At 63.1% G+C, this 21,347-nt stretch carries 23 protein-coding genes and 1 riboswitch; of the genes, 14 read left to right on the top strand and 9 right to left on the bottom strand.

The window, feature by feature from the left end:
• The first annotated feature begins 151 nt into the window (after positions 1 to 151).
• Both NKI32_RS25520 and NKI32_RS25515 read left to right on the top strand, forming a co-directional pair.
• A complete protein-coding gene (locus tag NKI32_RS25520; RefSeq protein WP_353004155.1) occupies positions 152 to 559 on the top strand; it encodes a hypothetical protein in 408 nt (135 codons plus the stop codon).
• The gene (locus tag NKI32_RS25515; RefSeq protein WP_353004153.1) at positions 516 to 2,069 is read left to right on the top strand and encodes an acetolactate synthase large subunit; all 1,554 of its coding nucleotides are present in this window, start codon (positions 516 to 518) and stop codon (positions 2,067 to 2,069) included. Before NKI32_RS25520 ends, NKI32_RS25515 begins: the two co-directional genes overlap by 44 nt.
• Positions 2,070 to 2,080: 11 nt before the next feature.
• Here the strand turns inward: NKI32_RS25515 and NKI32_RS25510 are convergent, their stop codons facing one another.
• On the bottom strand, positions 2,081 to 2,383 hold the full coding sequence (locus tag NKI32_RS25510; RefSeq protein WP_023711704.1) for a BolA family protein: 303 nt from the start codon (positions 2,381 to 2,383) through the stop codon (positions 2,081 to 2,083).
• 168 nt (positions 2,384 to 2,551) lie between these two features.
• On the opposite strand from NKI32_RS25510, the gene NKI32_RS25505 reads away from it, so the two are divergent.
• The 4 genes from NKI32_RS25505 to NKI32_RS25490 all read left to right on the top strand — a co-directional run bounded on the left by NKI32_RS25505 (position 2,552) and on the right by NKI32_RS25490 (position 7,223).
• Complete coding sequence (locus tag NKI32_RS25505; RefSeq protein WP_032887126.1) at positions 2,552 to 3,181, top strand: J domain-containing protein; 630 nt, start codon at positions 2,552 to 2,554, stop codon at positions 3,179 to 3,181.
• A 123-nt stretch (positions 3,182 to 3,304) separates the two neighbouring features.
• Complete coding sequence (gene cobS / locus NKI32_RS25500) at positions 3,305 to 4,291, top strand: cobaltochelatase subunit CobS (protein ID WP_353004152.1); 987 nt, start codon at positions 3,305 to 3,307, stop codon at positions 4,289 to 4,291.
• Positions 4,292 to 4,302: 11 nt separating this feature from the next.
• Entirely contained in the window at positions 4,303 to 6,201 is a 1,899-nt protein-coding gene (gene cobT, locus NKI32_RS25495) for a cobaltochelatase subunit CobT (RefSeq protein ID WP_352650950.1), read from the top strand.
• Positions 6,198 to 7,223, top strand: coding sequence for an esterase-like activity of phytase family protein (locus NKI32_RS25490; RefSeq protein ID WP_353004150.1), 1,026 nt, complete (start codon positions 6,198 to 6,200; stop codon positions 7,221 to 7,223). The genes cobT and NKI32_RS25490 overlap by 4 nt, the downstream gene beginning before the upstream one ends.
• A gap of 5 nt (positions 7,224 to 7,228) precedes the next feature.
• Here the strand turns inward: NKI32_RS25490 and NKI32_RS25485 are convergent, their stop codons facing one another.
• The 3 genes from NKI32_RS25485 to rpmB all read right to left on the bottom strand — a co-directional run bounded on the left by NKI32_RS25485 (position 7,229) and on the right by rpmB (position 9,043).
• Positions 7,229 to 7,900, bottom strand: coding sequence for a polyamine aminopropyltransferase (locus NKI32_RS25485; RefSeq protein ID WP_023714983.1), 672 nt, complete (start codon positions 7,898 to 7,900; stop codon positions 7,229 to 7,231).
• A gap of 3 nt (positions 7,901 to 7,903) precedes the next feature.
• Positions 7,904 to 8,584 (bottom strand): queuosine precursor transporter, encoded by a 681-nt coding sequence (locus NKI32_RS25480; protein WP_023714982.1) that lies wholly within the window; start codon positions 8,582 to 8,584, stop codon positions 7,904 to 7,906.
• Positions 8,585 to 8,746: 162 nt separating this feature from the next.
• Positions 8,747 to 9,043, bottom strand: a complete 297-nt coding sequence (gene rpmB / locus NKI32_RS25475) for a 50S ribosomal protein L28 (protein ID WP_023670682.1) — start codon at positions 9,041 to 9,043, stop codon at positions 8,747 to 8,749.
• Between the two features lie 259 nt (positions 9,044 to 9,302).
• Between rpmB and NKI32_RS25470 the strand changes: the two genes are divergently transcribed.
• From NKI32_RS25470 to NKI32_RS25460, 3 genes are read left to right on the top strand one after another with little or no spacing between them, the layout of a single operon-like run.
• Entirely contained in the window at positions 9,303 to 10,103 is an 801-nt protein-coding gene (locus tag NKI32_RS25470; RefSeq protein ID WP_023711708.1) for a DUF3108 domain-containing protein, read from the top strand.
• A gap of 45 nt (positions 10,104 to 10,148) precedes the next feature.
• Positions 10,149 to 11,036, top strand: a complete 888-nt coding sequence (gene yddG, locus NKI32_RS25465) for an aromatic amino acid exporter YddG (protein WP_023670684.1) — start codon at positions 10,149 to 10,151, stop codon at positions 11,034 to 11,036.
• The gene (locus tag NKI32_RS25460) at positions 11,033 to 11,707 is read left to right on the top strand and encodes a lysoplasmalogenase family protein (protein ID WP_023742898.1); all 675 of its coding nucleotides are present in this window, start codon (positions 11,033 to 11,035) and stop codon (positions 11,705 to 11,707) included. The genes yddG and NKI32_RS25460 overlap by 4 nt, the downstream gene beginning before the upstream one ends.
• Here NKI32_RS25460 and NKI32_RS25455 read toward each other — a convergent pair.
• Positions 11,704 to 12,129, bottom strand: a complete 426-nt coding sequence (locus NKI32_RS25455; protein WP_023706325.1) for a cupin domain-containing protein — start codon at positions 12,127 to 12,129, stop codon at positions 11,704 to 11,706. The genes NKI32_RS25460 and NKI32_RS25455 overlap by 4 nt on opposite strands.
• Before the next feature lie 20 nt (positions 12,130 to 12,149).
• A complete protein-coding gene (gloB, locus tag NKI32_RS25450) occupies positions 12,150 to 12,917 on the bottom strand; it encodes a hydroxyacylglutathione hydrolase (protein ID WP_023706326.1) in 768 nt (255 codons plus the stop codon).
• A gap of 117 nt (positions 12,918 to 13,034) precedes the next feature.
• On the opposite strand from gloB, the gene NKI32_RS25445 reads away from it, so the two are divergent.
• From NKI32_RS25445 to NKI32_RS25435, 3 genes are all read left to right on the top strand, one after another.
• Positions 13,035 to 13,817 (top strand): class I SAM-dependent methyltransferase, encoded by a 783-nt coding sequence (locus tag NKI32_RS25445; RefSeq protein ID WP_023670688.1) that lies wholly within the window; start codon positions 13,035 to 13,037, stop codon positions 13,815 to 13,817.
• A 137-nt stretch (positions 13,818 to 13,954) separates the two neighbouring features.
• The gene (locus NKI32_RS25440) at positions 13,955 to 15,775 is read left to right on the top strand and encodes an ABC transporter ATP-binding protein/permease (protein WP_352674259.1); all 1,821 of its coding nucleotides are present in this window, start codon (positions 13,955 to 13,957) and stop codon (positions 15,773 to 15,775) included.
• 63 nt (positions 15,776 to 15,838) lie between these two features.
• On the top strand, positions 15,839 to 16,627 hold the full coding sequence (locus tag NKI32_RS25435) for a DUF1194 domain-containing protein (protein WP_353004147.1): 789 nt from the start codon (positions 15,839 to 15,841) through the stop codon (positions 16,625 to 16,627).
• 51 nt (positions 16,628 to 16,678) lie between these two features.
• Here the strand turns inward: NKI32_RS25435 and NKI32_RS25430 are convergent, their stop codons facing one another.
• Complete coding sequence (locus NKI32_RS25430) at positions 16,679 to 17,614, bottom strand: glycosyltransferase family 2 protein (protein ID WP_023673297.1); 936 nt, start codon at positions 17,612 to 17,614, stop codon at positions 16,679 to 16,681.
• A gap of 248 nt (positions 17,615 to 17,862) precedes the next feature.
• Between NKI32_RS25430 and NKI32_RS25425 the strand changes: the two genes are divergently transcribed.
• Positions 17,863 to 18,183, top strand: a complete 321-nt coding sequence (locus tag NKI32_RS25425) for a DUF1330 domain-containing protein (protein WP_023673298.1) — start codon at positions 17,863 to 17,865, stop codon at positions 18,181 to 18,183.
• A 7-nt stretch (positions 18,184 to 18,190) separates the two neighbouring features.
• Here the strand turns inward: NKI32_RS25425 and metW are convergent, their stop codons facing one another.
• Entirely contained in the window at positions 18,191 to 18,805 is a 615-nt protein-coding gene (gene metW / locus NKI32_RS25420; protein ID WP_023673299.1) for a methionine biosynthesis protein MetW, read from the bottom strand.
• A complete protein-coding gene (gene metX, locus NKI32_RS25415) occupies positions 18,802 to 19,971 on the bottom strand; it encodes a homoserine O-acetyltransferase MetX (RefSeq protein WP_023685352.1) in 1,170 nt (389 codons plus the stop codon). The genes metW and metX overlap by 4 nt, the downstream gene beginning before the upstream one ends.
• A gap of 60 nt (positions 19,972 to 20,031) precedes the next feature.
• A riboswitch (SAM riboswitch) is annotated at positions 20,032 to 20,109 on the bottom strand.
• A gap of 126 nt (positions 20,110 to 20,235) precedes the next feature.
• Between metX and hisC the strand changes: the two genes are divergently transcribed.
• Positions 20,236 to 21,345, top strand: a complete 1,110-nt coding sequence (gene hisC, locus NKI32_RS25410; RefSeq protein WP_023704330.1) for a histidinol-phosphate transaminase — start codon at positions 20,236 to 20,238, stop codon at positions 21,343 to 21,345.
• Positions 21,346 to 21,347: the final 2 nt, after the last annotated feature.

Genomic DNA, 21,347 nt, shown 5'->3' with positions numbered 1-21,347 from the left:
TCTGGATTCCAATCGCCTCATCACCTTCAACTGTCGGAAAGCATTGTTGGTTCCCTTCACATGAAGGAGAGTGGCTGCAATCCGGGTAGAAGGCTTGGGAGGAAACATTCGGAGTGGCTGGAATGGCGGGTTGCCCGGTGCTGCGGCGCTGATGGGCGGCGTTGTCGCCGGCCAGCTATCTCGATGGACACAAGCATCCGCCGACCTTCATCGCCTATTCGCGCGCCGAAGGCCGCGACGACCAATCGAAGGCTTTGCCAAACGCCTGCGCGCCATCGGCACTGAAGTGACGCTGTTCGACGGCAACGCCCACACGCATATGTCGATCAATCACGACTTCGGCGAGGACGGCGACGCGTTGACCGCCGCGATGCTGGCCTTCCTGAATGGACCGTCGGTTGATCGCCGGATCCCCGCGAGGCGTCCTGGATCAGACCAAAAGCCCCGGCGGGACATTGCCGACCCGGCGCCTACAGGTACAATTGTTCCTGAATTGTCGATTGGGAAAGAAAATCATGAATGGCGCCGATCTGCTGTGCGACGTGCTCCTGGCCAATGACGTCACGGTCTGCTTCGCCAATCCTGGCACATCCGAAATGCATTTCGTTGCCGCACTGCACCGCAAACCTCAGATGCGTTGCGTGCTCGGCCTGTTCGAGGGCGTGGTGACCGGCGCCGCCGACGGCTATGCGCGCATGACCGACCGCCCGGCAGCAACGTTGCTGCATACCGGACCGGGTCTCGCCAACGGTTTGGCCAACATGCACAACGCAAGGCGTGCGCGCAGCCCGATGATCAACATTGTCGGCGACCATGCATCTTACCATCTGCCGCTCGATGCCCCGCTGACCAGCGACATAGAAGGCCTGGCGTCGCCGATGTCGAACTGGGTTGGCCGCGTCAAGGGGCCGGCCGATATTGTGCCGGCCGCAGAGGCGGCTTTCCGCGCCTCACTCACGCCGCCTGGCGTCACGACGCTGATCCTGCCTGCGGATGCCGCCTGGGGCGAAGTTGCTGCGATTTCACCTGGCAAGGTGGAGCTGGAGCCGCCGCCCGCCGTCGACATGGCTGTTGTGCGCACGATCGCCGAAGCAATCCGCGCCGCGCCGGGCCGTGTCGGCATGGTGGTGCGTGGGCAGGCGGCGCGCGCCGATGGACTTGAAATCGCAGGGAGAATCTCATCGGGAAGCGATGTCAGGCTGTTCAGTGAGGTTCTGATCGCCCGCATGCAGCGCGGCCGCGGGCGGTTCGCCCCGACCCGCATTCCCTATCCGGTCGATGCGGCGACGGCCACGCTCCGGGATATCGATTTGCTGGTGCTGGTCGGCGCCAAGGAGCCGGTTGCCTTCTTCGCTTATCCCGGCAAGCCCGGGCGGCTGGTTCGGGACGATTGCAAGGTGCTTTCGCTGGCGGCGCATGGCCAGGATCTGAAAGCGGCGCTGGAGGCGCTGGCCGACGAGCTCGGCATCAAGCCGACGCAGCAATTCGCCGCCGCAACCGCCTTTCCAGACGAACCGACGCTGAGCGGCAGACTGACGGACGATGCCATCGCGCTGTCGGTGGCGCGCAAACTTCCGGCCAATGCCATCGTCTGCGACGAAGCGGTCACCTCGGCGAGACGGTTCTTCACGCTATCCGCCTTTGCGGCGCCGCACGACTACATGATGGGTACGGGCGGATCGATCGGCGGCGGCATTCCCATGGCTACCGGCGCGGCGATCGCCTGCCCGGACCGCAAGGTGATCAATCTCGAAGCCGACGGCAGTGGCATGTACACGGTGCAGGGACTGTGGACCCAGGCCAGGGAAAAGCTTGACGTCGTGACCATCATCTTTTCCAACCGGACCTACGCCATCCTGCATGGCGAAATGAAGAATGTCGGGGTCAATGAGATCGGCGAGAACGCTAGGCGCATGCTCGATCTCGACCATCCGGCGCTGGACTGGGTTGCGCTGGCCAAAGGCATGGGCGTCGAGGCGGCCCGCGCCGACACGTGCGAGCGGTTCGACGCGCTGCTCGACAGTGCCCTGTCGCGTCCGGGACCGTTTCTCATCGAAGCGGTGATCTGAGGCGGAGAGACTTACCAACGGGTCTTTTCGCCGGGTGCAGCCGGTTCGATTGCCAGCGCATGGACGCCGGCTTGCAGCTCCGCTGCGAGCAATTCGTTGACGGCGCGGTGGCGGTCGATGCGGCTCATGCCGGCAAAGACGGATGAGACGATGCGGACGCGAAAATGCGTCTCGCCGGTGCCGTCATAGGCAGCGTGATGGTCGGAGCCGTGGTGGTGATGACCGGCATGGAGATGGCTTTCATTGACGATCGCCAGGCGCTCCGGCGAAAACGCCTTGTTCAGCTTGTCTTCCATCGTCGCCTGTATGGACATCGCCATCTCCCTTCACCATATCTGCAAGGCGTGATCGGGAAATCGGGATCGATCCCGCCGGGCCGCCTCAAAAATCGCCATTCGCCCTGCTTTATGCCGCGATTCAGCGGTTAGGGCGATGATCGCGAAAATGTCAATTCTTGTTTCGCACGTGCGAACAGCCCATAAATGGGTGAGATGAAACCGTACCCCAAATATTTCGAGAAAATTCGGGTCCGTCCCGACAAGGATGCGGAGCTGAAGTCGCACTCGCCGATCTGCCAGTGGGACGGCTGCAAGGAGGCCGGTACCCACCGGGCGCCGGTCGGACGCATGAAGGAAGGCGAGTATTTTCAGTTCTGCTTCGATCATGTGCGCGAATACAACAAGGGTTTCAACTACTTCTCCGGCGTGCCGGACACCGAGATAGCCCGCTTCCAGAAGGAAGCGATGACCGGCCACCGGCCGACATGGAAGATGGGCGTCGCCGGCGCCTCGACGCGCTCCTCGCCCGATTTCGCCCAGCAGCGTTCCGGTCGCGCCGGCTATTACAACCGCATGCGCGATCCTTTCGACCTGTTCAAAGGGCCGAAGGACCCGCGCGAGGCGCGCGAACGCAAGGCCAAGCCGCTTGAGGCCAAGGCGCTGGAAACGCTTGGCCTTGATACAAAGGCGACTGGCAAGGACATCAAGGCGCGCTATAAGGAACTTGTGAAGCGCCACCATCCGGATGCGAATGGCGGCGATAGAGGTTCGGAAGACCGGTTCCGCGATGTGCTGCAGGCCTATCGCGTGCTCAAGCAGGCGGGTTTGTGCTGAGCAACCTAACGGTTCGTGTCGTTTTCCAACTTTCATAAGGGTGGAAAAGGCTCTAAGACCGCCCCCGGACAAAATCGATTGCCGGCGAAATCAGGCATTTCGCCAGTGGAGACTTGGATAGAGATGAACAAGGTCGATCGCGACATCGCCAATTTGCCCGACACGACGGTGTCGGTGAAAGACAAATTCGGCTTCGAGTCCAAGATGGTGGTGCCGGCCTATTCGGTGACCTCGGAACATGTGCCGGACATCGATCCGGACTATCTGTTCGACAAGGCGACGACGCTGGCGATCCTTGCCGGCTTTGCCTACAATCGCCGCGTCATGGTGTCTGGCTATCACGGCACCGGCAAATCGACCCATATCGAACAGGTCGCCGCCCGCCTTAACTGGCCCTGCGTGCGCGTCAACCTCGACAGCCATGTCAGCCGTATCGACCTCGTCGGCAAGGACGCCATCGTCGTCAAGGATGGCCTGCAGATCACCGAATTCCGCGACGGCATCCTGCCCTGGGCCTACCAGCACAATGTCGCGCTCTGCTTCGACGAGTACGATGCAGGCCGTCCGGACGTGATGTTCGTCATCCAGCGCGTGCTGGAATCGTCGGGCCGCCTGACGCTGCTCGACCAGAGCCGGGTTATCCGCCCGCATCCGGCGTTCCGGCTGTTTTCGACCGCCAACACGGTCGGCCTCGGCGACACTACCGGCCTCTATCACGGCACGCAGCAGATCAACCAGGCGCAGATGGATCGCTGGTCGATCGTCACTACGCTGAACTACCTGCCGCACGACAATGAGGTGAACATTGTTCTGGCCAAGGCCAAGCACTATCGCGACGCCAACGGCAAGGACATCGTCAACAAGATGGTGCGCGTCGCCGACATGACGCGCTCGGCCTTCATCAATGGCGATCTGTCGACCGTGATGAGCCCGCGTACCGTCATCACCTGGGCCGAAAATGCCGAGATCTTCGGCAATATCGGCATGGCGTTCCGGCTGACCTTCCTCAACAAGTGCGACGAGCTGGAGCGTTCGGTGGTGGCCGAGTTCTACCAGCGCGCCTTCGGCGAGGACCTGCCCGAGAGCGCCGCCAACGTGGTGCTGGGCTGAGCAGAGCCTCGATGGCGGGTCCGGGCGACAACACGCGCAACAAGTCGAAGACGGGGTCTGAAGCCGACAGCTTCAAGCGTGCCGTCACCGTCTGCATGCGCGCCATCGCCGGCGACAAGGAGCTCGAAGTCGGTTTCGCCAAGGACCGCCCGGCGCTCGCCGGCAGCCGCGCCCGATTGCCCGAACTGCCGAAGAAAGCGTCCAAGACAGACATCGCGATTACTCGTGGCCTGGGCGATTCCATGGCGCTGAAGCGCGCCTGCCACGATCAGCGCATCCACACCAAACTGGCGCCGGAAGGCAAGCTGGCGCGCTCGATCTATGACGCCGTGGAACAGGCCCGCGTCGAGGCGATCGGCAGCCGCGCCATGCAGGGCGTCGCCGACAATATCGGCTCGATGCTGGAGGACAAATACGCCAAGGCCAACCTTGTCGACGTCAAGGACAAGGCCGACGCGCCGATCGAGGAGGCGCTGGCGCTTATGGTGCGCGAAAAGCTGACCGGACGGCCGATCCCGAAGAGCGGCGAACGGCTGGTCGACCTCTGGCGGCCCTGGGTCGAGGAAAAAGCCAAGGCCGATCTCGACGGACTGTCGGCCAAGCTTGGCGACCAGCAGGCCTTTGCCCGCGTCGTGCGCGAGATGCTTGCGTCCATGGAGATGGCCGAGGAACTCGGCGACGACCAGGAAACCGAAGACTCCGAGGACAGTGACGACAACCAGCCGCAAGGCGAGGAGCAGAGCGAGGAGGGCGGTGAAGACGATTCCGGCTCCGAGCAGTCGCAGTCCGAGGATGCCGAGGCCTCGGCCGACGACGAACAGTCGTCCGAGACTGAGGCCTCCGACGCCACTGCCGACGATCTTTCCGACGATGACGATGCGGACGCCGAAACGCCGGGCGAGGCGCGCCGTAACGACAACCCCTTCGCCAACCTGCCGAAAGAGATCGACTACAAGGTTTTCACCACCGCCTTCGACGAGACGGTCGGTGCGGAAGAGCTGTGCGAGGAAGAAGAACTCGACCGGCTGCGCGCCTTCCTCGACAAGCAGTTGGCCAATCTCTCCGGCGTCGTCGGCCGGCTCGCCAACCGGCTGCAGCGCCGCCTGATGGCGCAGCAGAACCGTTCCTGGGATTTCGACCTCGAAGAGGGTTATCTCGATCCGGCACGCCTGGTTCGTGTCGTCATCGACCCGATGCAGCCGTTGTCGTTCAAGCAGGAGCGCGACACCAAATTCCGCGACACGGTGGTGACGCTGGTGCTCGACAATTCGGGCTCGATGCGCGGTCGGCCGATCACGGTTGCCGCCACCTGTGCCGACATTCTGGCGCGCACGCTGGAGCGCTGCGGCGTCTCGGTCGAGATCCTCGGCTTCACCACGCGGGCGTGGAAGGGCGGACAGGCTCGCGAGAAGTGGCTGAAGGACGGCAAGCCGCCGAACCCCGGCCGGCTCAACGATCTGCGCCACATCATCTACAAATCCGCCGATCATCCGTGGCGTCGCGCCCGGCGCAATCTCGGCCTGATGATGCGCGAGGGCCTGCTCAAGGAAAACATCGACGGCGAGGCGTTGTTATGGGCGCACAACCGGCTGATCGCCCGGCCCGAACAGCGCAAGATCCTGATGATGATCTCGGACGGCGCGCCGGTGGACGATTCGACGCTGTCGGTCAATCCTGGCAACTATCTCGAGCGGCATCTGCGCGCCGTCATCGAACTGATCGAGACGCGCTCGCCGGTCGAGCTGCTGGCCATCGGCATCGGCCACGACGTTACCCGCTATTACAGGCGCGCCGTCACCATCGTCGATGCCGAGGAACTGGCCGGCGCCATGACCGAGCAGCTGGCCTCGCTGTTTGCCGAGGAAAACGTGCGCGATACACGCCGCGGCGGCTACCGGCGCGCCGGATGATTTTTTTGCGCGGCGGGTTTCGGCAGATGCTCTTCGCGGTCACTGCCTTGTTCGGCATGGCGTTTGCGCCGGCCATCGCCGCCGGCCCAAGCGCGGTCGAGCCGGTCGAAGTCTCGGCGCGGCCGATCACCACCTTCCGTATCGGCAGCGCCGACAAGCAGTTTGGGCTGCTGGAATTGGTCGGCGGTCTTGAGATGAACTCGACGACGCGCGATTTCGGCGCGCTGTCGGCATTTCGGTTCGTCAAACCCGGCAGCGATTTCATCGGCGTCGCCGATACGGGCTTTTGGTTCTTCGGCTCGATCACCCATGATGCCGACAAGCGGCCGTCCGGCATCCAGAATTTCCGCATGCAGCAGATGGTCGATGAGAAGGGCCGGCCGATCGACAAGAAATGGGAAGTCGATGCCGAGGGCCTTGCAGTCAAGGACGGCATTGCAACCGTCGGCTTCGAGCGCGATCACCGCGTCGCCCAGTTCAAGATCGACCCCAGCAACATGACTGCGCCGTTCAAGCAACTGAACTTCCTGGTTCCAGCCCGGGAACTGCGGCAGAACCGCGGTTTCGAGACCGTCACCCACGCCAATCCCAACGGCCAGCACGCGGGCGGCCTCGTCGTGGTCTCGGAAAAGAGCTTGGACCAGGCTGGCAACATCTATGCCGCCATCATCGAAGGGCCGCACAAGGGCGTCTTCACGGTCAAGCGCAACGGTGATTTCGACATCACTGACGGCGCCTTCCTGCCGGATGGCGACCTGCTGCTTTTGGAGCGCAGTTTCTCGATGGCCGGCGGTGTCAGGATGCGGCTAAGGCGCATCTATGGCGAAAGCGTCGAGAAGGGCGCGGTTGCCGACGGGCCGGTGCTGATGGAAGCCGACATGGGCTACCAGATCGACAATATGGAAGGACTCGACGTCTGGACCCGCGATGACGGAGCGCTGATGGTGTCGCTGATCTCGGACGACAACCATTCGATCCTGCAGCGCAACCTCTATCTGGAATTCATCCTGCACCAGGATTGAGAGCCCTAAGGCTTGGTGGCGATCCAGATGACGTGGCGCGCGCCGCGCTTGCCATTGGCGCGCGTCTTCACCTCGTCCACGACAAAGCCCGCCTGCTTGAGCCTAAGTGTGAAGCCGGCATCGGGGCCTTGCGACCAAACAGCCAGCACGCCCCCGGGCCTGAGCGCTGCACGCGCCGCGCCGAGGCCGGCAGCGCCATAGAGGGCGTCGTTGCCCCTGTAGACGATGCCTTCGGGGCCATTGTCGACATCGAGCAGGATGGCGTCCCAGGCTGCCTTGTCGGATCTTATGATGTGCCCGACGTCGGCTTCGCGAACCGTCACACGGGGATCGTCGAGACAGCCGGCGAAGACCGCCTCCATGGGGCCGCGCGCCCAGGCGATGACGGCGGGGACAAGCTCGGCAACCGTGATGCCTGCGTCGGCGCCCAATTGGGCAAGCGCAGCGCGCAGCGTAAAACCCATGCCGAGGCCGCCGATCAGGATTTTCGGTTGGGCGCGGCCGCCGATCTTTTCACAGGAGAGCTTGGCCAGCGCTTCTTCGGAGCCGCTGAGGCGGCTGTTCATCAGCTCATTGGTGCCGAGCATGATCGAGAATTCGCTGCCGCGCTGCTTGAGGCGCAGTTCCTGTCCGCCGTCAGGCGTTTTGGCCGAGCCGAGCTGGACCCAAGGGATCACGGCCTAGACAGCCACGGTCGGCTGGCTCCAGTGGGCGGCGAGCAGCCGGTAGGGGATCAGGGCCACAACAGCGATGATCAGCTTCACCGAGAGGTCGCCCAGCGCCCAGGAGACCCAGCGCATGGTCTCGACCGGCAGCACGCCCATCAGCGGCGCCGTCTCCAGCGCAAAGCTGTCGTTCGGGCCGGCAAAAGCGAAGGCGGCCGAAAAGGCGATGCTGAAGAATACCAGGGTGTCGAACACCGAGCCGACCAGCGTGCCGACGATCGGCGCGCGCCACCAGCTCTGCCGGCGCAACCGGTTGAACACGGTGACGTCGAGCAATTGCGCGCAAAGGAAAGCCGCGCCGGAAGCTGCGGCGATGCGCACCAGCCGGTCGGCTGATGTCTCGAACTCGATCAGGCCGTGGCGAAACAGGAAGGGCGGGACGAGGATCGAGCAGACCACAGCGGTCATGAAGCCGACAAGGACGATGCGGCGCGCCACGGTCGGCCCGTAGCGGCGGTTGGCAAGGTCGGTGACCAGGAAGGAGAAGGGATAGGTGAAGGCGCCCCAGGTCAAGATGTCGCCCAGCGACAGACCGCCGGCCTGGCCCTGCATCGGGAACTGCACGAGGATGTTCGATGCCACGACGACAAGCGCCATGGCGGCCACAAAGGGCAGATATCGCGAGAAGGAAGTCATTTTTTTATCCTGGGTAATGGAACCAGCCAGGCGCTAGCCGAAATCCGGATCGCGCTGCCTTGCAAGTTTTGAGCATCGGATTGCTCCGATGCTGCTGCCTTAGAAGTTTTGAGCATCGGATTGCTCCGATGCTCAGGGCGGTCGTCCCCCGCCTTGATATCGTTAAGCGGCGGGCTGGTCGGCCAGCTTCTTGGCGATCTGCTTCTTCAGCAGCCGCGCGCGCTGCGACAATTCCTTGGCGTCGGCCTTGGCCAGGAAGGCGTCGAGGCCGCCGCGATGCTCGACCGAACGCAGCGCGTTGGCCGAAATGCGCAGGCGCACATTCTGGTTCAGCGCTTCCGAAATCAGCGTCACATTGACGAGGTTCGGCAGGAAGCGGCGCTTGGTCTTGTTGTTGGCGTGGCTCACATTGTTGCCGGTCTGGACTGCCTTGGCAGTGAGTTCGCAGGTGCGGGACATGGTTCTAACCTTCAGTTCTGTCTAGCCTGCCAAACCTTGTTCGCCCGCGCCGGGTGGCGCGCGGTTTCAGTCAGGCGGCCTTATGGAAAAGTTGGCGTTCCATAGTTGCATTTCGCCAATGCGTCAAGCTCCGGCTTGCCCACGACTGTGACGAGCGTTTCACATAAAGGCCGGAATTCAGCCTATAAGCGGTCGGACAGGGACATCTCAAGCCGGAGTCGCCCGCCTCCGGTTAAAAAAATCAAGGACCGAGCCCGCCATGCTTCGCCCGTCACATGCCGTTGTCGCCATACTTGTCGCCGCCTTGCCGACATCAACCCTTGCCGCCGCGCCCGCAGCCACCGCACAGTCCTTCAAGGGCGAATACACGGTGTCGTTCCTCGGCCTTTCCGTGGCCAAGGCGACATTTTCCAGCCACTACGAAGGCGATAGCTATTCCATAGACGGCACCGTCTCCAGCGCGGGTCTCGCCACCTTGTTCGACGACACGAGCGGCACGATCTCGTCAAAGGGCAAGATTCTGGGCAAGCAGATGCAGCCGCAGGTATTTCGCGCCGATTATAAGTCCGGCAAGAAGGCTTCCATGGTCGATATCCGCTTTGCCAATGGCGCGGTGACCGCCACCCAGGTCATTCCCGAACCGAAAAAGCGCAATCCCAAAAACTGGATACCGCTGGGCAGCAACGATCTGGCATCTGTGCTCGATCCCATGGCGGCTACCGTCATCCATGCCGACAGCCTCGACCAGGTCTGCGGGCGCAAGGTGAAATTCTATGACGGCGAGATGCGCGCCGACCTGACGCTGACCTACGCCTCGAAAGGATCGATCTCGGTCAAGGGCTACAAGGGCGACACCGTTACCTGCAAGATGAGCTTCGAGCCGGTGGCAGGCTACCGCAAGGGCCGCAAGGCGCTGAATTACCTGAAGAAGAAGAGCCAGATGATGGTGACGTTTGCACCGCTCGGCCAAACCGGCATATATGCGCCGATCCACGCCACGGTCGGGACGCAGATCGGCACCTTGACTGTCAGCGCGGGGCGGTTCGAAGCTACTGAATAGACGCGCCCACCCGAATAGAAATGGGGCGAGTCGCCGGAGACGGGCATGGGGCGCGCAACACTGATCGGTTTCTCGGCGGTCGCCATGTGGGCGCTGCTGGCGTTGCTCACCGATGCGTCGGGCGCCGTGCCGCCATTCTTGCTCTCGGCCATCACCTTCACCATCGGCACCGCGGTCGGGCTGGTTGCCCGGCTGTTCATGCCGGCGACCGATAAAAGCCTGAAGATCCCACGCCAGGTCTGGGTGATCGGCATTGCCGGACTGTTCGGATACCATTTCTTCTATTTCACCGCGCTGCGCAACGCGCCGGCGGTGGAGGCAAGCCTGATCGCCTATCTGTGGCCGCTGCTGATCGTGCTGGGATCAGCGCTGATGCCGGGCGAGAAGCTGGCCTGGAACCATGTCGTCGGCGCGCTGCTCGGGCTCGCCGGGACCGTGCTGATCGTCACCAAGGGTGGCGGCCTCGCCTTCGATGCTCGCTACACCTTCGGCTATGCGATGGCGGCCGTCTGTGCGCTGCTGTGGTCGTCCTATTCGCTGCTGTCGCGGCGCTTTCCGGCGGTGCCGACCTCGATCGTCACCTGGTTCTGCGCCGCCACGGCAGCCCTGTCCCTCATCTGCCATCTTCTGCTGGAAAAGACGGTGCTGCCCGATGGCCCCGGCCAGTGGCTGGCGGTGGTTGGTTTGGGGTTGATGCCGGTGGGTGCCGCCTTCTACGCCTGGGATATCGGCGTCAAACGAGGCAACATCCAGGTGCTCGGCGCGGCAAGCTATGCGGCGCCACTGCTGTCGACATTGGTGCTGATCGCGGCGGGCGTTGCCGAGCCGTCGCTGCGTATCCTGGCGGCCTGCGTACTGATCACCGGCGGCGCGGCGCTGGCGGCGAAATCGTTGTTCCTGCGCAAGGCGGCAACTGGCGGGGCAAGCGCATGACGATGCCGTTTGCCGGCGGCATCGACGCCAACGCAAATGCAACATTGATTTTTTCGCTGGTGGCGGCGGTGATCTACGCCTTCACCCTGGACATGCGGCCGACGCTGGCCCGCTCGGCGGCAAAGACGCTGGCCGTGGCCATGCTTGCGGCGCTGGCCTTCATGCAAGGTGGGCCGCTGTTGCTCGTCTCTGCGCTGGCGCTCAGCGCCGTCGGCGATGCCTTCCTGTCGCGTGACGGCGAAAAGGCCTTCCTCGGCGGGCTGGCCAGCTTCCTTGCGGCGCATGTCCTCTATGTGCCGCTCTTCCTGCTCGGCGGCGGCGGGCTGGATGTGCTCAGCACCGAGACATGGCGCGGCGCCATCGCGCTTGCCATGGCGGCCTTCGCAGTCGTCATGCTGGCGGCGCTCTGGCGCCGTGTCAGTCCCGGCCTGCGGGTGCCGATCGCCATCTATATCGCGGCCATTCTGGCGATGGGCATCTCGGCGTTGACGCTCGCCAATCCGTGGGTCATCGGCGGCGCTGTTATGTTCATGGCATCGGACGGGCTGCTTGCCGCGGAGAAATTCCTGGTTCCGGCAATAGCACCCTATCGCGCCGGCATCCGTTATGCGGTCTGGGTGCTCTACTATGCCGCCCAGCTCTGCATAACTCTTGGTTTTCTTCTGGCCTAAGGCTGCCAGCCCGGCTCGGCCATTTCAAACGCGGCGAAGTCGAAGCCCGGCGCCACGGTGCAGCCGACCAACGTCCATTCGCCGAGGCTGCGCGCCGATTGCCACCAGCCGGCCGGCACGACGATCTGCGGCCGCTCGCCCGCCGCAAGCTCAATGCCGAGCACCTGCTCGATCACCTGGTTAAGCATTGGACTACCTTCCTCGCACATCGACAGCGCCAGCGGCGCTCCGGCATGGAAGTGCCAGACCTCGGCCGCGTCCTTGACCCGGTGCCAGGCCGAAATCTGGTCCTGTTCAAGGAGGAAATAGATCGCCGTCGAATGGCCGCGCCCGGCGCCGTCGCGAAAGGTCTCGGCATACCAGCCGCCTTCCGGATGTGGCTTGAGGCCGAGCGTGGCGATGATTTCAGCGGCGCTGGTCATGGCTGATCCCGGAATGATGCTCAGAAATTGTCCTTGCGCTTGCGGATTTCCGCGAACACTTCGGCGTCGGAGGCCGCCTCCATACCGAGATGCTTGCGGATCGCCGGGTCGTGCCAGCGCAGGAACGGATTGGTCGACAATTCCTCGCCGATCGTGGTCGGCAGCGTCGCCTTGTTGTCGGCGCGCAGGGTCTCGATCTTGGCGGCGCGTTCTTTCAGCGCCGAATTGGTCGGGTCGACGGTCAACGCAAAGCGGGCGTTCGAAAGCGTATACTCATGGCCGCAATAGATGACCGTGTCGGCCGGGAGTGCGGCGAGCTTCTTCAGCGACTCATACATCACCGGCGGCTTGCATTCGAACAGCCGGCCGCAGCCGAGCGCGAACAAAGTGTCGGCGGTGAACGCCACTTTCGAGGCCGGAAAATGATAGGAGACATGGCCCGCAGTGTGGCCGGGCGTGGCGATGACATCGATCCGCTCACCGCCGAGATGGACGACCGAGCCTTGCCCGACGGTCTCGTCGATGCCGGGGATCTTTTCCTTTTCCGCCTCCGGTCCGACGATGCGCAGCTTGAAGCGCTCCTTCAGCGCCAGATTGGCCTCGACATGGTCGACATGGTGGTGGGTGGTCAGGATCATCGTCGGCTTCCAGCCGGTACGCTCGATAGCGGCAATGATCGGCGCTTCTTCGGGTGCGTCGATAATGGCGGTCTCGCCGCTTTTCGGGTCATGCACCAGCACGCCGAAATTGTCGCTGCGGCACATGAACTGTTCGATTTCGACGGGCATTGGCATCTCTCCATCTGTTGGCGCAGACATAGGGCGCTTGGCCGCTGATGTCATCTAGCTTTGCAGAACGTGCCGGCTTTGTTGAACTTGGGCGGCATCGCAGCTACCGTCCCGCGCATGCATTCCGATATCGTCGATCTCCGCTCCTTCTATTCGACCACGCTCGGCCGCCTGGCTGAACGCTCGATCACCATGGCGCTGTCCTCAATATGGGCAACAGTGCCCAATGAGCGGCTGGTCGGGCTCGGCTATACCTTGCCGTGGCTGGAGCGGTTCGGCACCGATGCCGAGCGGGTGTTTGCCTTCATGCCTGCTACGCAAGGCGCCGTCGTCTGGCCGGCGAACGGGCCGACGGCTACGGCGCTGGTCTTCGACGAGGAATTGCCGCTGGTCGATTCCTGCATCGACCGCATGCTGCTCGTGCATTCGCTCGAACATGTCGAAAACCCGCGCGAGACGCTGAACGAGATCTGGCGGGTGCTGTCGCCGGCAGGGCGCGTCGTCATCGTCGTGCCCAACCGGCGCGGTGTCTGGGCGCGGTTCGAGCACACGCCGTTCGGCAATGGCCGGCCGTTCTCGCGCGGCCAGCTGACAGAATTGCTGCGCGAGGCGAATTTCACACCGGCTTCCTGGTCCGACGCGCTGTTCTTCCCGCCATCGCCGCGGCGCTTCATGATGCGGTTCCACAATGTGCTGGAGCGCGCCGGCCGGCGGTTCTGGCCGATCTTTTCCGGCGTCATCGTGGTCGAGGCGCAGAAGCGGCTCTATCAGGGCGTGCCGGTCGCGCAGCGCGCCTCGCGCCGTGTCTTCGTGCCGGTACTGTCACCGCACGGTGCGACGCGGCTTGGCCGCCGGGCGGAAGGGGTGACATCGACGACGCGTCAGGTGACACCTTCGTGATCATCATGAAAACTGGTGTTGCGTGGGTTTTTCCCACCTATCTGTCGCAGATGCATTCGCGGTCCGTTTGAGCGGCGGATGCCTTCAAGTCTCTCCATCTGGTTTCAGCAACGCTTCTGAACGCAAGGACCTCGTGCATGGCTGATCAACCGGACAAGTCCGCCACCGTTCAGCCGGTAACCGTCGAAGCCAGCAGCCTGCGCGATCAGGTGGCGACGATCAAACGGGCGCTGATAGGCTCACCGGTGCGCAAGTGGCTGGTCTGGACGTCGGTCGGCATTATGGCGGTCATCGTCGCGACGTCGATCGGCCAGGTTCTGCTCAACCGCTGGAACCAGCCTTTCTACGATGCGCTGGCGCGTCGCGACATGGCGGCCTTCCTGCATCAGCTGATGATCTTTGCCGTGATTGCCGGCACGCTGCTGCTGCTCAACATCGCTCAGACCTGGCTCAACCAGATGATCCGGCTGAAGCTGCGCGAGGCGCTGACGCTCGACCTGATCGACCAATGGATGCGGCCGGCGCGGGCCTTCCGGCTCGCCAATGCCGGCGCCATCGGCGTCAATCCCGACCAGCGCATGCAGCAGGATGCCGCGCATCTGTCCGATCTGTCGACGGACCTCGGCGTCGGCCTGCTGCAATCCTTCATCCTGCTGGTGTCGTTCGTCGGCGTGCTTTGGCAACTCTCGTCGGGCTTCGTCTTCCACATCAACGGCTGGTCGCTGGCGATACCGGGCTACATGGTCTGGGCCGCGTTCCTCTATGCCGGCATCGCCTCCTGGCTGAGCTGGCTGGTCGGGCGGCCGCTGATCCGCCTCAACAGCGACCGCTACACCCGCGAGGCCGAGCTGCGCTCCTCGATGGTGCGCGTCAACGAGAATGTCGACGCCATCGCGCTCTATCACGGCGAAGCCGATGCCAAGAGACGGCTCGAAATCGACCTTGGCACGGTGCTGGGCGCGATGCGAAACATCTACAAAGCGCAGATCAACCTTTCCTGGGTGACCGATACCTATGGCTGGATCACCGTGGTGGCGCCGATCCTTGTGGCATCGCCGGTCTATTTTTCAGGCGATATCAGCTTTGGCGGGTTGATGATGGCGGTCGGCGCCTTCAACCAGGTGCACTCGTCGCTGCGCTGGTTCATCAACAATATCGGCGGCATCGCCGACTGGCGCGCCACGCTGATGCGCGTTGCCGACTTCCGCATTGCGCTCGATGAAACCGATGTGTTGCACGACAAGGAAAAGCGCATCGAATTCGGCGATAACGCCAATGGCAGCCTGACCTTCGAGAAGCTCCAAGTGGCCTCGCCGGAGGGCTGCACCAAACTTTCAGACAGCCATGTCGAGATCCATCCCGGTGAGCGCGTCATGATCACCGGCGACCCAGGCGCCGGCAAGACATTGTTCTTCCGCGCCATTGCCGGCCTTTGGCCCTGGGGCAGCGGGCGGATCGGCTTGCCGGCCGGAGAAACGCCGATTTTCGTGCCGCGTGTTCCGTATTTTCCTGCCGGCACGTTACGCGAAGTGCTGCATCCGAATGGCTCGGCGCCGGCTGGCGATGCTGATTTTGGGGCGGTGCTGGCCGAGGTCGGCCTCGAGCGGCTGTCATCCTCGCTCGACCGTTCCGCACGCTGGGAGCGTGAACTCAACGATGACGAACAGCGCTCGCTGGCCTTCGCCAGGCTCGCCTTGCGGCAGCCGAAATGGGTGATCATCGACGAAGCGATGGACGCGTTCGATGGTCCTTCGCTACGAAGGGTGCTGTCCATGCTGGAGAAACGCCTGCCGGAAACCGCGATCCTCAACATCGGGCGCGGACTGCACAATGATCATTTCTTTCCACGCGCATTGAACATCGTGAAGGATACGGGTGCTGCGCCACTGAAACCCGCCCGAGTCAGGACCGGCGCCATCGACCCGCCGCCGAAAGCGGCCGTGCGGCGAAAGAAGTAGAAGGGGCTTTATTTCGCCGCGATCGCGGCGAAGATCACGGATCGAAATATCGGTGGTGCGGCCATGCTCGACGCGTTCAGTCTGTTAGCTTGCCTTGCCTGCACCACGCCCGTGGCTGCCCCGGCCGTTGCCGTGGATGTCGAACTGGTGCTGGCCGTCGACATCTCACAGTCGATGGACGAGAGGGAGTTCGCGCTGCAGCGCGCTGGCTATGTCGAGGCCCTCAGGCATCCCGATTTCATCAAGGCCGTGCGCTCGGGAACCACCGGGCGCATCGCGCTTGCCTATTTCGAATGGGCGGGCGTCGTGCGCGAGGATGGCGTCATCGCCTGGCAGGTGATCGACAGCGCAGAGAGCGCCAACGCCTTCGCCGACAGAATAGAAGCGCGGCCGTTCCGCAGCTTTCGCGGCACCTCGATTTCCGGTGCGCTTGCCTTCGGCGCCGGGCTGTTCGAGGGCACGGGGTTCGATGCGCCACGCAGCGTCATCGACATTTCCGGCGACGGTCCCAACAACACCGGGCTGCCCGTCGCCACGACACGCGATGCGGCGGTGGCCAAGGGCATCGTCATCAACGGCCTGCCGATCCTGATCAGCCCGTCGCCGACCTTCAGCCATCTCGACCAGTATTATGACGAGTGCGTCACCGGTGGGCCCGGCTCCTTCGTGTTGCCGATCTATGCGGCCTCGGAGTTCGCCACCGCCATACGCCGCAAGCTGATCCTGGAGGTGAGCGGCATCGCCGATGCGACCGTGGTCCCGATCGATGCCGCCGCACCCATGGACTGCCTGCAGGGCGAACGCGACCGGCGGCTATATTCCGACCCATATCTGCCGGAACTCGACAAATGAGGTTTGAGGCAGTTCGGAGGGGAAAGCCGCTGCTCGGCTTGTCGGCAAACTTCAGGCCGGCCGTGCACCGTATTTGTCGCGAAATTCGGCATAGAGATCGCGGCGCCAGCGCCGGCCGCCGACATAGCCACGCAACAGCTGCGGCAGCGAATAGCCAAGCGCCTTCGACGACCGGTTGGCCATATAGCCGGAGAACGCCTGCGAAACCCTGCCCTTGAGTGCATCGGCGATGAGCTGCCGGGCGATCATGTAAGGCGGAATGTAGGGGTAGCGGTCGGCGATATAGGGGTGCTTGTCGATCAAGCTCGCATAGGCTTCGACATAGCCGTCCCGGCGACCGGAGATCGAATTCTCCGAGTTGTACTTTTTCCAGTCGATCACTTCGGACAGCTGCGCGCCGCTGCGACGGGCAAAGCGCAGCAACAATTCGCGATCCTGCATGCGCGTGACGTCACTGTCGTAGCCGCCGATGGCCAGCAGCGACTCGCGCCGGGCGGTGATTGCCGACCCGGCAATGAAGATGGTCTGCGCGACAAGGGCCCGCTCCAGCGAGTCGCGGCTCAGCAGCGCCTCGCGGTTGACGCAGTTGGTGCGGCGATTGCCCTTCAGCGACACGAAGGAACTGATCAGCACTTCGAGCGAGGGATTGTTGTCGAACTGCTCCAGCGTCCGCGCCAGGCGATCCGGCAAATAGACGTCGTCGGAATCGAGGAATGTCACCACCGGCGCCTGCGCCCGCTCGATGCCGGCATTGCGGGCGGCATTGGCGCCGCGCCATTTCGAGCCAACATAGATCAGCCGTGGATCGCGGATTTCGGCAAGTGCGGCTGCCGTACCGTCGGTCGAGCCGTCATCGACGACAATGTGTTCGAACCGGGGAAAATTCTGCGCCAGCACGCTCTCCACGGCGCGCACCACCTTGCTGCGGCGATTGTGCGTCGGTGTGATCACCGAGATCAGCGGAGCGAGGTCGGTTGCCTTGGACATGTTGCTTCGATTGTGCCCCGAAATGCCTGGAGGCCGGAGGTTTTGATGGTCGCCGTCCAAGCCTTACCCCGGGATGGCATTCGCTTCGACGCTACAAAAAACCAGCGGCAATGTCATCACAAACTGTTGAGCCAGGACGCCGGTAAGCCGGCCGATTACCCCAGACGTAATCGACCGATGGCCATCATGTCTGCAGATTGCGCCAACGAAGCCGGTCGTCGGGCTTCGATCTCACAGGGAGTTCAGCCATGGCCGCCTACGCCGTCGCCCATATGCGTCAAGTCACAATGGGCCCGCAGATTGTCGAGTATCTGCAGAGGATCGACGCCACATTGGAGCCTTTCGGCGGCCGCTTCCTTGTCCACGGCGGCGACATGGAGGTGGTCGAAAACGAATGGCCCGGGCATCTGATCGTCATCGAATTTCCGGACAGGGCGCATGCGTGGGGCTGGTACGATTCATCAGCCTATCGCGAGATTCTGGCCTTGCGCACCCACAACTCCCACGCCGATGTGATCATCGCCGATGGCGTTCAGCACCCGCACAAGGCGACGGACGTGCTGGAATAGGGGCAAACTACCGCTTCAGCAAGAACACCGCTTGCTGGCCGAAGAAATTCCAGAACCACCATGGCATCGACAGGCCGATCTTCTGGCCGTTGCCGTCGAGCGCGGTGGCTTTCTCGACCGAAGCGCCGAGTTCCTCGACCAGATTGACGAAGTCGCGGATGGTGCAGAAATGGATGTTGGGCGTGTCGTACCAGGAATAGGGCAGGTCCGCGGTCACCGGCATCCGGCCATTGACGAACAGCGACAGCCGCACCCGCCAGTGGCCGAAATTGGGGAAGGAGACGATGGCGCGGTTGCCGATTCGCAGCAGCTCGTCGAGCACCAGCTTCGGGTTGCGGGTCGCCTGCAGCGTCTGAGACAGGACGACGAAGTCAAAACCCTTGTCCGGATAGAATTCGAGGTCGGTATCGGCATCGCCCTGGATGACCGAGAGACCGCGCGCCACGCATTCATTGACGCCGCGCTGTGACAGCTCCAGCCCGCGGCCGTCGACCTGCTTGGTCTCCTGCAGGAGTTCGAGCAGCAGGCCGTCGCCGGAGCCGACATCGAGCACCCGCGACTGCGGCGGTATCAGGTTGGCCACGACTTCGAGGTCGACGCGCTGGCTGCCATTGACGCTCATGAGGCGAGCCCCCTTGCGCGGGCCGCCGAGCCGATGAAGCCCTTGATGGCGGCAAACAGTTCGGGTTCATCGAGCAGGAAGGCATCATGGCCGCGGTCGGTGTCGATCTCGACGAAGGAGACGGAGGCGCCGGCGGCGTTGAGCGCATGCACGATCGAGCGGCTCTCCTCGGTCGGGAACAGCCAGTCCGAGGTGAAGGACACCAGGCAGAAGCGGGTCTTGGTCCCGGCAAAGGCATCTGCCAACCGGCCGCCATGGTCGGCGGCGAGGTCGAAATAATCCATCGAACGGGTCATGTAGAGGTAGGAGTTGGCGTCGAAGCGGTCGACGAATGTCATGCCCTGGTGGCGCAGATAGCTTTCGATCTGGAAATCTGCGTCGAAACCGAAGGTCAGCGCTTCGCGGTCCTGCAGATTGCGGCCGAATTTCCGATGCAGGGCGGCTTCCGACAGATAGGTGATGTGGGCGGCCATGCGCGCCACGGCGAGCCCCTTTTCCGGGCGCTTGCCGTGCTCGAAATATTTGCCGCCATGCCAGTCCGGATCAGCCATGACAGCCTGGCGGCCGACCTCGTGGAAGGCGATGTTCTGCGAGGAATGGCGTGCGCCTGTGGCGATCGGCAGGGCCGAGAAGACGCGCTCGGAATAGCATGACGCCCATTCCAGCACCTGCATGCCGCCCATCGAGCCGCCGAGCACGCAAAACAGCTTTTCGATGCCGAAATGGTCGACCAGCATCAGTTGCGCCCGCACCATGTCGCGGATGGTGATGATTGGCAGGTCGAGGCCGTAGGGCTTGCCGGTGGCGGGATTGGTCGAGGCCGGACCGGTGGAGCCGAGGCAGCCGCCGATGACGTTGGAGCAAATGACGAAGAAGCGGTTGGTGTCGATGATCTTGCCGGGACCGATCAGCACTTCCCACCAGCCGGGCTTGCCGGTCACCGGATTGGTGCTGGCGACATGCTGGTCGCCGGTCAGCGCGTGGCAGACCAGGATGGCGTTGGTGCGGGCATCGTTGAGGGCGCCATATGTCTGGTAGGCGATCTGGAACGGCGACAAAAGCGTGCCGGCGTCAAGCTTCAGCGGCTTGTCAGGGCCAAAACGCAACACAGGGCTCGACGGGTTGTCGGCCTCGTTGTTGGTTTTTGTAGCGCGGAGCGCGGCCATGTGACTCTCCTTGCCCGCAGTCAGGCAATAAAAAACCGGCAATGCGATCGCAAAGCCGGTTACGTCACGCAAACGGCCCTTTAGCGAGTTGTTTAACGTGGCTGCAAGCCGACCGGCCAAATCACCACGGAACTGTTGCGTTCTTCTAGAACTCGTGCGGCCCGGCGTCAACGGCCAGCTATTGCCCGCCTCTCGACATTCGCGGCTACGGCTTGTATTTCCGCTGCGGCCTCCGGACGGAGGCATTCTCGATGGATTTGCGACATGGACAAGACAGCGGACAAGGCACGACCGACGCCCCGCGCGGGCATTATGGACATCGACGCCTATGTGCCGGGCAAGAGCACAGCACCGGCCGGCGTCGCCAAGGTCCATAAACTATCGTCGAACGAGAACCCGCTCGGCCCGTCGCCGAAGGCGATCGAGGCCGCGCGTGAAGTGGCTGCCAAGCTCGATGTCTATCCCGATGGCACCGCCCGCCGGCTGCGCGAGGCGATCGCCGAGGTGCATGGCCTCAACCCGGCAAACATCATCTGCTCCAACGGTTCTGACGAGATACTTGGCCTGCTGGCGCAGACCTATCTTGCGCCAGGCGATGAGGCGATTTTTACCGAACATGCCTTCATGGTCTACAAGATCTACATTCAGTCGGCGGGGGCCAAGCCGGTTGCTGTGAAGGAAACCGAGGAACGCGCCGACGTCGACGCGATCCTGGCCGCGGTGACGCCGCGGACCAAAATCATCTTCCTCGCCAATCCCAACAATCCGACCGGAACCTATCTGCCGTTCCAGGAGGTCCGCCGCCTGCATTCCGCGCTCCCGGGCAACGTGCTTCTGGTGCTGGACGCGGCCTATGCCGAATATGTCAGGCGCAATGACTATGAGGCCGGCATCGAGCTGGCGGGCAGCGCACAGAATGTGGTCATGACCCGCACCTTCTCCAAGCTTGGCCTTGGCGGCGCGCGCATCGGCTGGATGTATGGCCCACTGCACATCGTCGATGCCATCAACCGCATCCGCGGCCCTTTCAACGTTAACGCAACAGCGATCGAGGCCGGCATTGCCGCCATCCGCGACCGCGCCCATGTCGAGCGCAGTTCGTTGCACAACGAGACCTGGCTTACCTGGCTGAATGAAGAACTGACGAAGCTTGGGCTGCGCGTGACGCCCAGCGTCGGCAATTTCGTCCTCATCCACTTTCCCGACGACAAGAGGCATTCGGCTGAGGCGGCGGACGATTACCTCACCCAGCGCGGCTATATATTGCGGCGCGTTACCGGCTATGGCTTTCCCAATGCGCTGCGCATGAGCGTCGGCACCGAAGAAGCAAATCGCGGCGTCATCGATGCCCTCACGACATTCCTGAAAAGCTGAAA

The sequence above is a fragment of the Mesorhizobium sp. M0761 genome (assembly GCF_040320205.1).
GTDB lineage: Bacteria > Pseudomonadota > Alphaproteobacteria > Rhizobiales > Rhizobiaceae > Mesorhizobium.
This window is presented reverse-complemented; position numbering and strand designations above follow the sequence as displayed.

Bases quoted from the DNA above. Each gene is read 5' to 3' on its own strand.
- NKI32_RS25520 (WP_353004155.1), top strand. From the start codon at position 152: ATGGGCGGCGTTGTCGCCGGCCAGCTATCTCGATGGACACAAGCATCC.
- NKI32_RS25515 (WP_353004153.1), top strand. From the start codon at position 516: ATGAATGGCGCCGATCTGCTGTGCGACGTGCTCCTGGCCAATGACGTC.
- NKI32_RS25510 (WP_023711704.1), bottom strand. From the start codon at position 2,383: ATGTCCATACAGGCGACGATGGAAGACAAGCTGAACAAGGCGTTTTCG.
- NKI32_RS25505 (WP_032887126.1), top strand. From the start codon at position 2,552: ATGGGTGAGATGAAACCGTACCCCAAATATTTCGAGAAAATTCGGGTC.
- cobS (WP_353004152.1), top strand. From the start codon at position 3,305: ATGAACAAGGTCGATCGCGACATCGCCAATTTGCCCGACACGACGGTG.
- cobT (WP_352650950.1), top strand. From the start codon at position 4,303: ATGGCGGGTCCGGGCGACAACACGCGCAACAAGTCGAAGACGGGGTCT.
- NKI32_RS25490 (WP_353004150.1), top strand. From the start codon at position 6,198: ATGATTTTTTTGCGCGGCGGGTTTCGGCAGATGCTCTTCGCGGTCACT.
- NKI32_RS25480 (WP_023714982.1), bottom strand. From the start codon at position 8,584: ATGACTTCCTTCTCGCGATATCTGCCCTTTGTGGCCGCCATGGCGCTT.
- rpmB (WP_023670682.1), bottom strand. From the start codon at position 9,043: ATGTCCCGCACCTGCGAACTCACTGCCAAGGCAGTCCAGACCGGCAAC.
- NKI32_RS25470 (WP_023711708.1), top strand. From the start codon at position 9,303: ATGCTTCGCCCGTCACATGCCGTTGTCGCCATACTTGTCGCCGCCTTG.
- yddG (WP_023670684.1), top strand. From the start codon at position 10,149: ATGGGGCGCGCAACACTGATCGGTTTCTCGGCGGTCGCCATGTGGGCG.
- NKI32_RS25460 (WP_023742898.1), top strand. From the start codon at position 11,033: ATGACGATGCCGTTTGCCGGCGGCATCGACGCCAACGCAAATGCAACA.
- NKI32_RS25455 (WP_023706325.1), bottom strand. From the start codon at position 12,129: ATGACCAGCGCCGCTGAAATCATCGCCACGCTCGGCCTCAAGCCACAT.
- gloB (WP_023706326.1), bottom strand. From the start codon at position 12,917: ATGCCCGTCGAAATCGAACAGTTCATGTGCCGCAGCGACAATTTCGGC.
- NKI32_RS25445 (WP_023670688.1), top strand. From the start codon at position 13,035: ATGCATTCCGATATCGTCGATCTCCGCTCCTTCTATTCGACCACGCTC.
- NKI32_RS25440 (WP_352674259.1), top strand. From the start codon at position 13,955: ATGGCTGATCAACCGGACAAGTCCGCCACCGTTCAGCCGGTAACCGTC.
- NKI32_RS25435 (WP_353004147.1), top strand. From the start codon at position 15,839: ATGCTCGACGCGTTCAGTCTGTTAGCTTGCCTTGCCTGCACCACGCCC.
- NKI32_RS25430 (WP_023673297.1), bottom strand. From the start codon at position 17,614: ATGTCCAAGGCAACCGACCTCGCTCCGCTGATCTCGGTGATCACACCG.
- NKI32_RS25425 (WP_023673298.1), top strand. From the start codon at position 17,863: ATGGCCGCCTACGCCGTCGCCCATATGCGTCAAGTCACAATGGGCCCG.
- metW (WP_023673299.1), bottom strand. From the start codon at position 18,805: ATGAGCGTCAATGGCAGCCAGCGCGTCGACCTCGAAGTCGTGGCCAAC.
- metX (WP_023685352.1), bottom strand. From the start codon at position 19,971: ATGGCCGCGCTCCGCGCTACAAAAACCAACAACGAGGCCGACAACCCG.
- hisC (WP_023704330.1), top strand. From the start codon at position 20,236: ATGGACAAGACAGCGGACAAGGCACGACCGACGCCCCGCGCGGGCATT.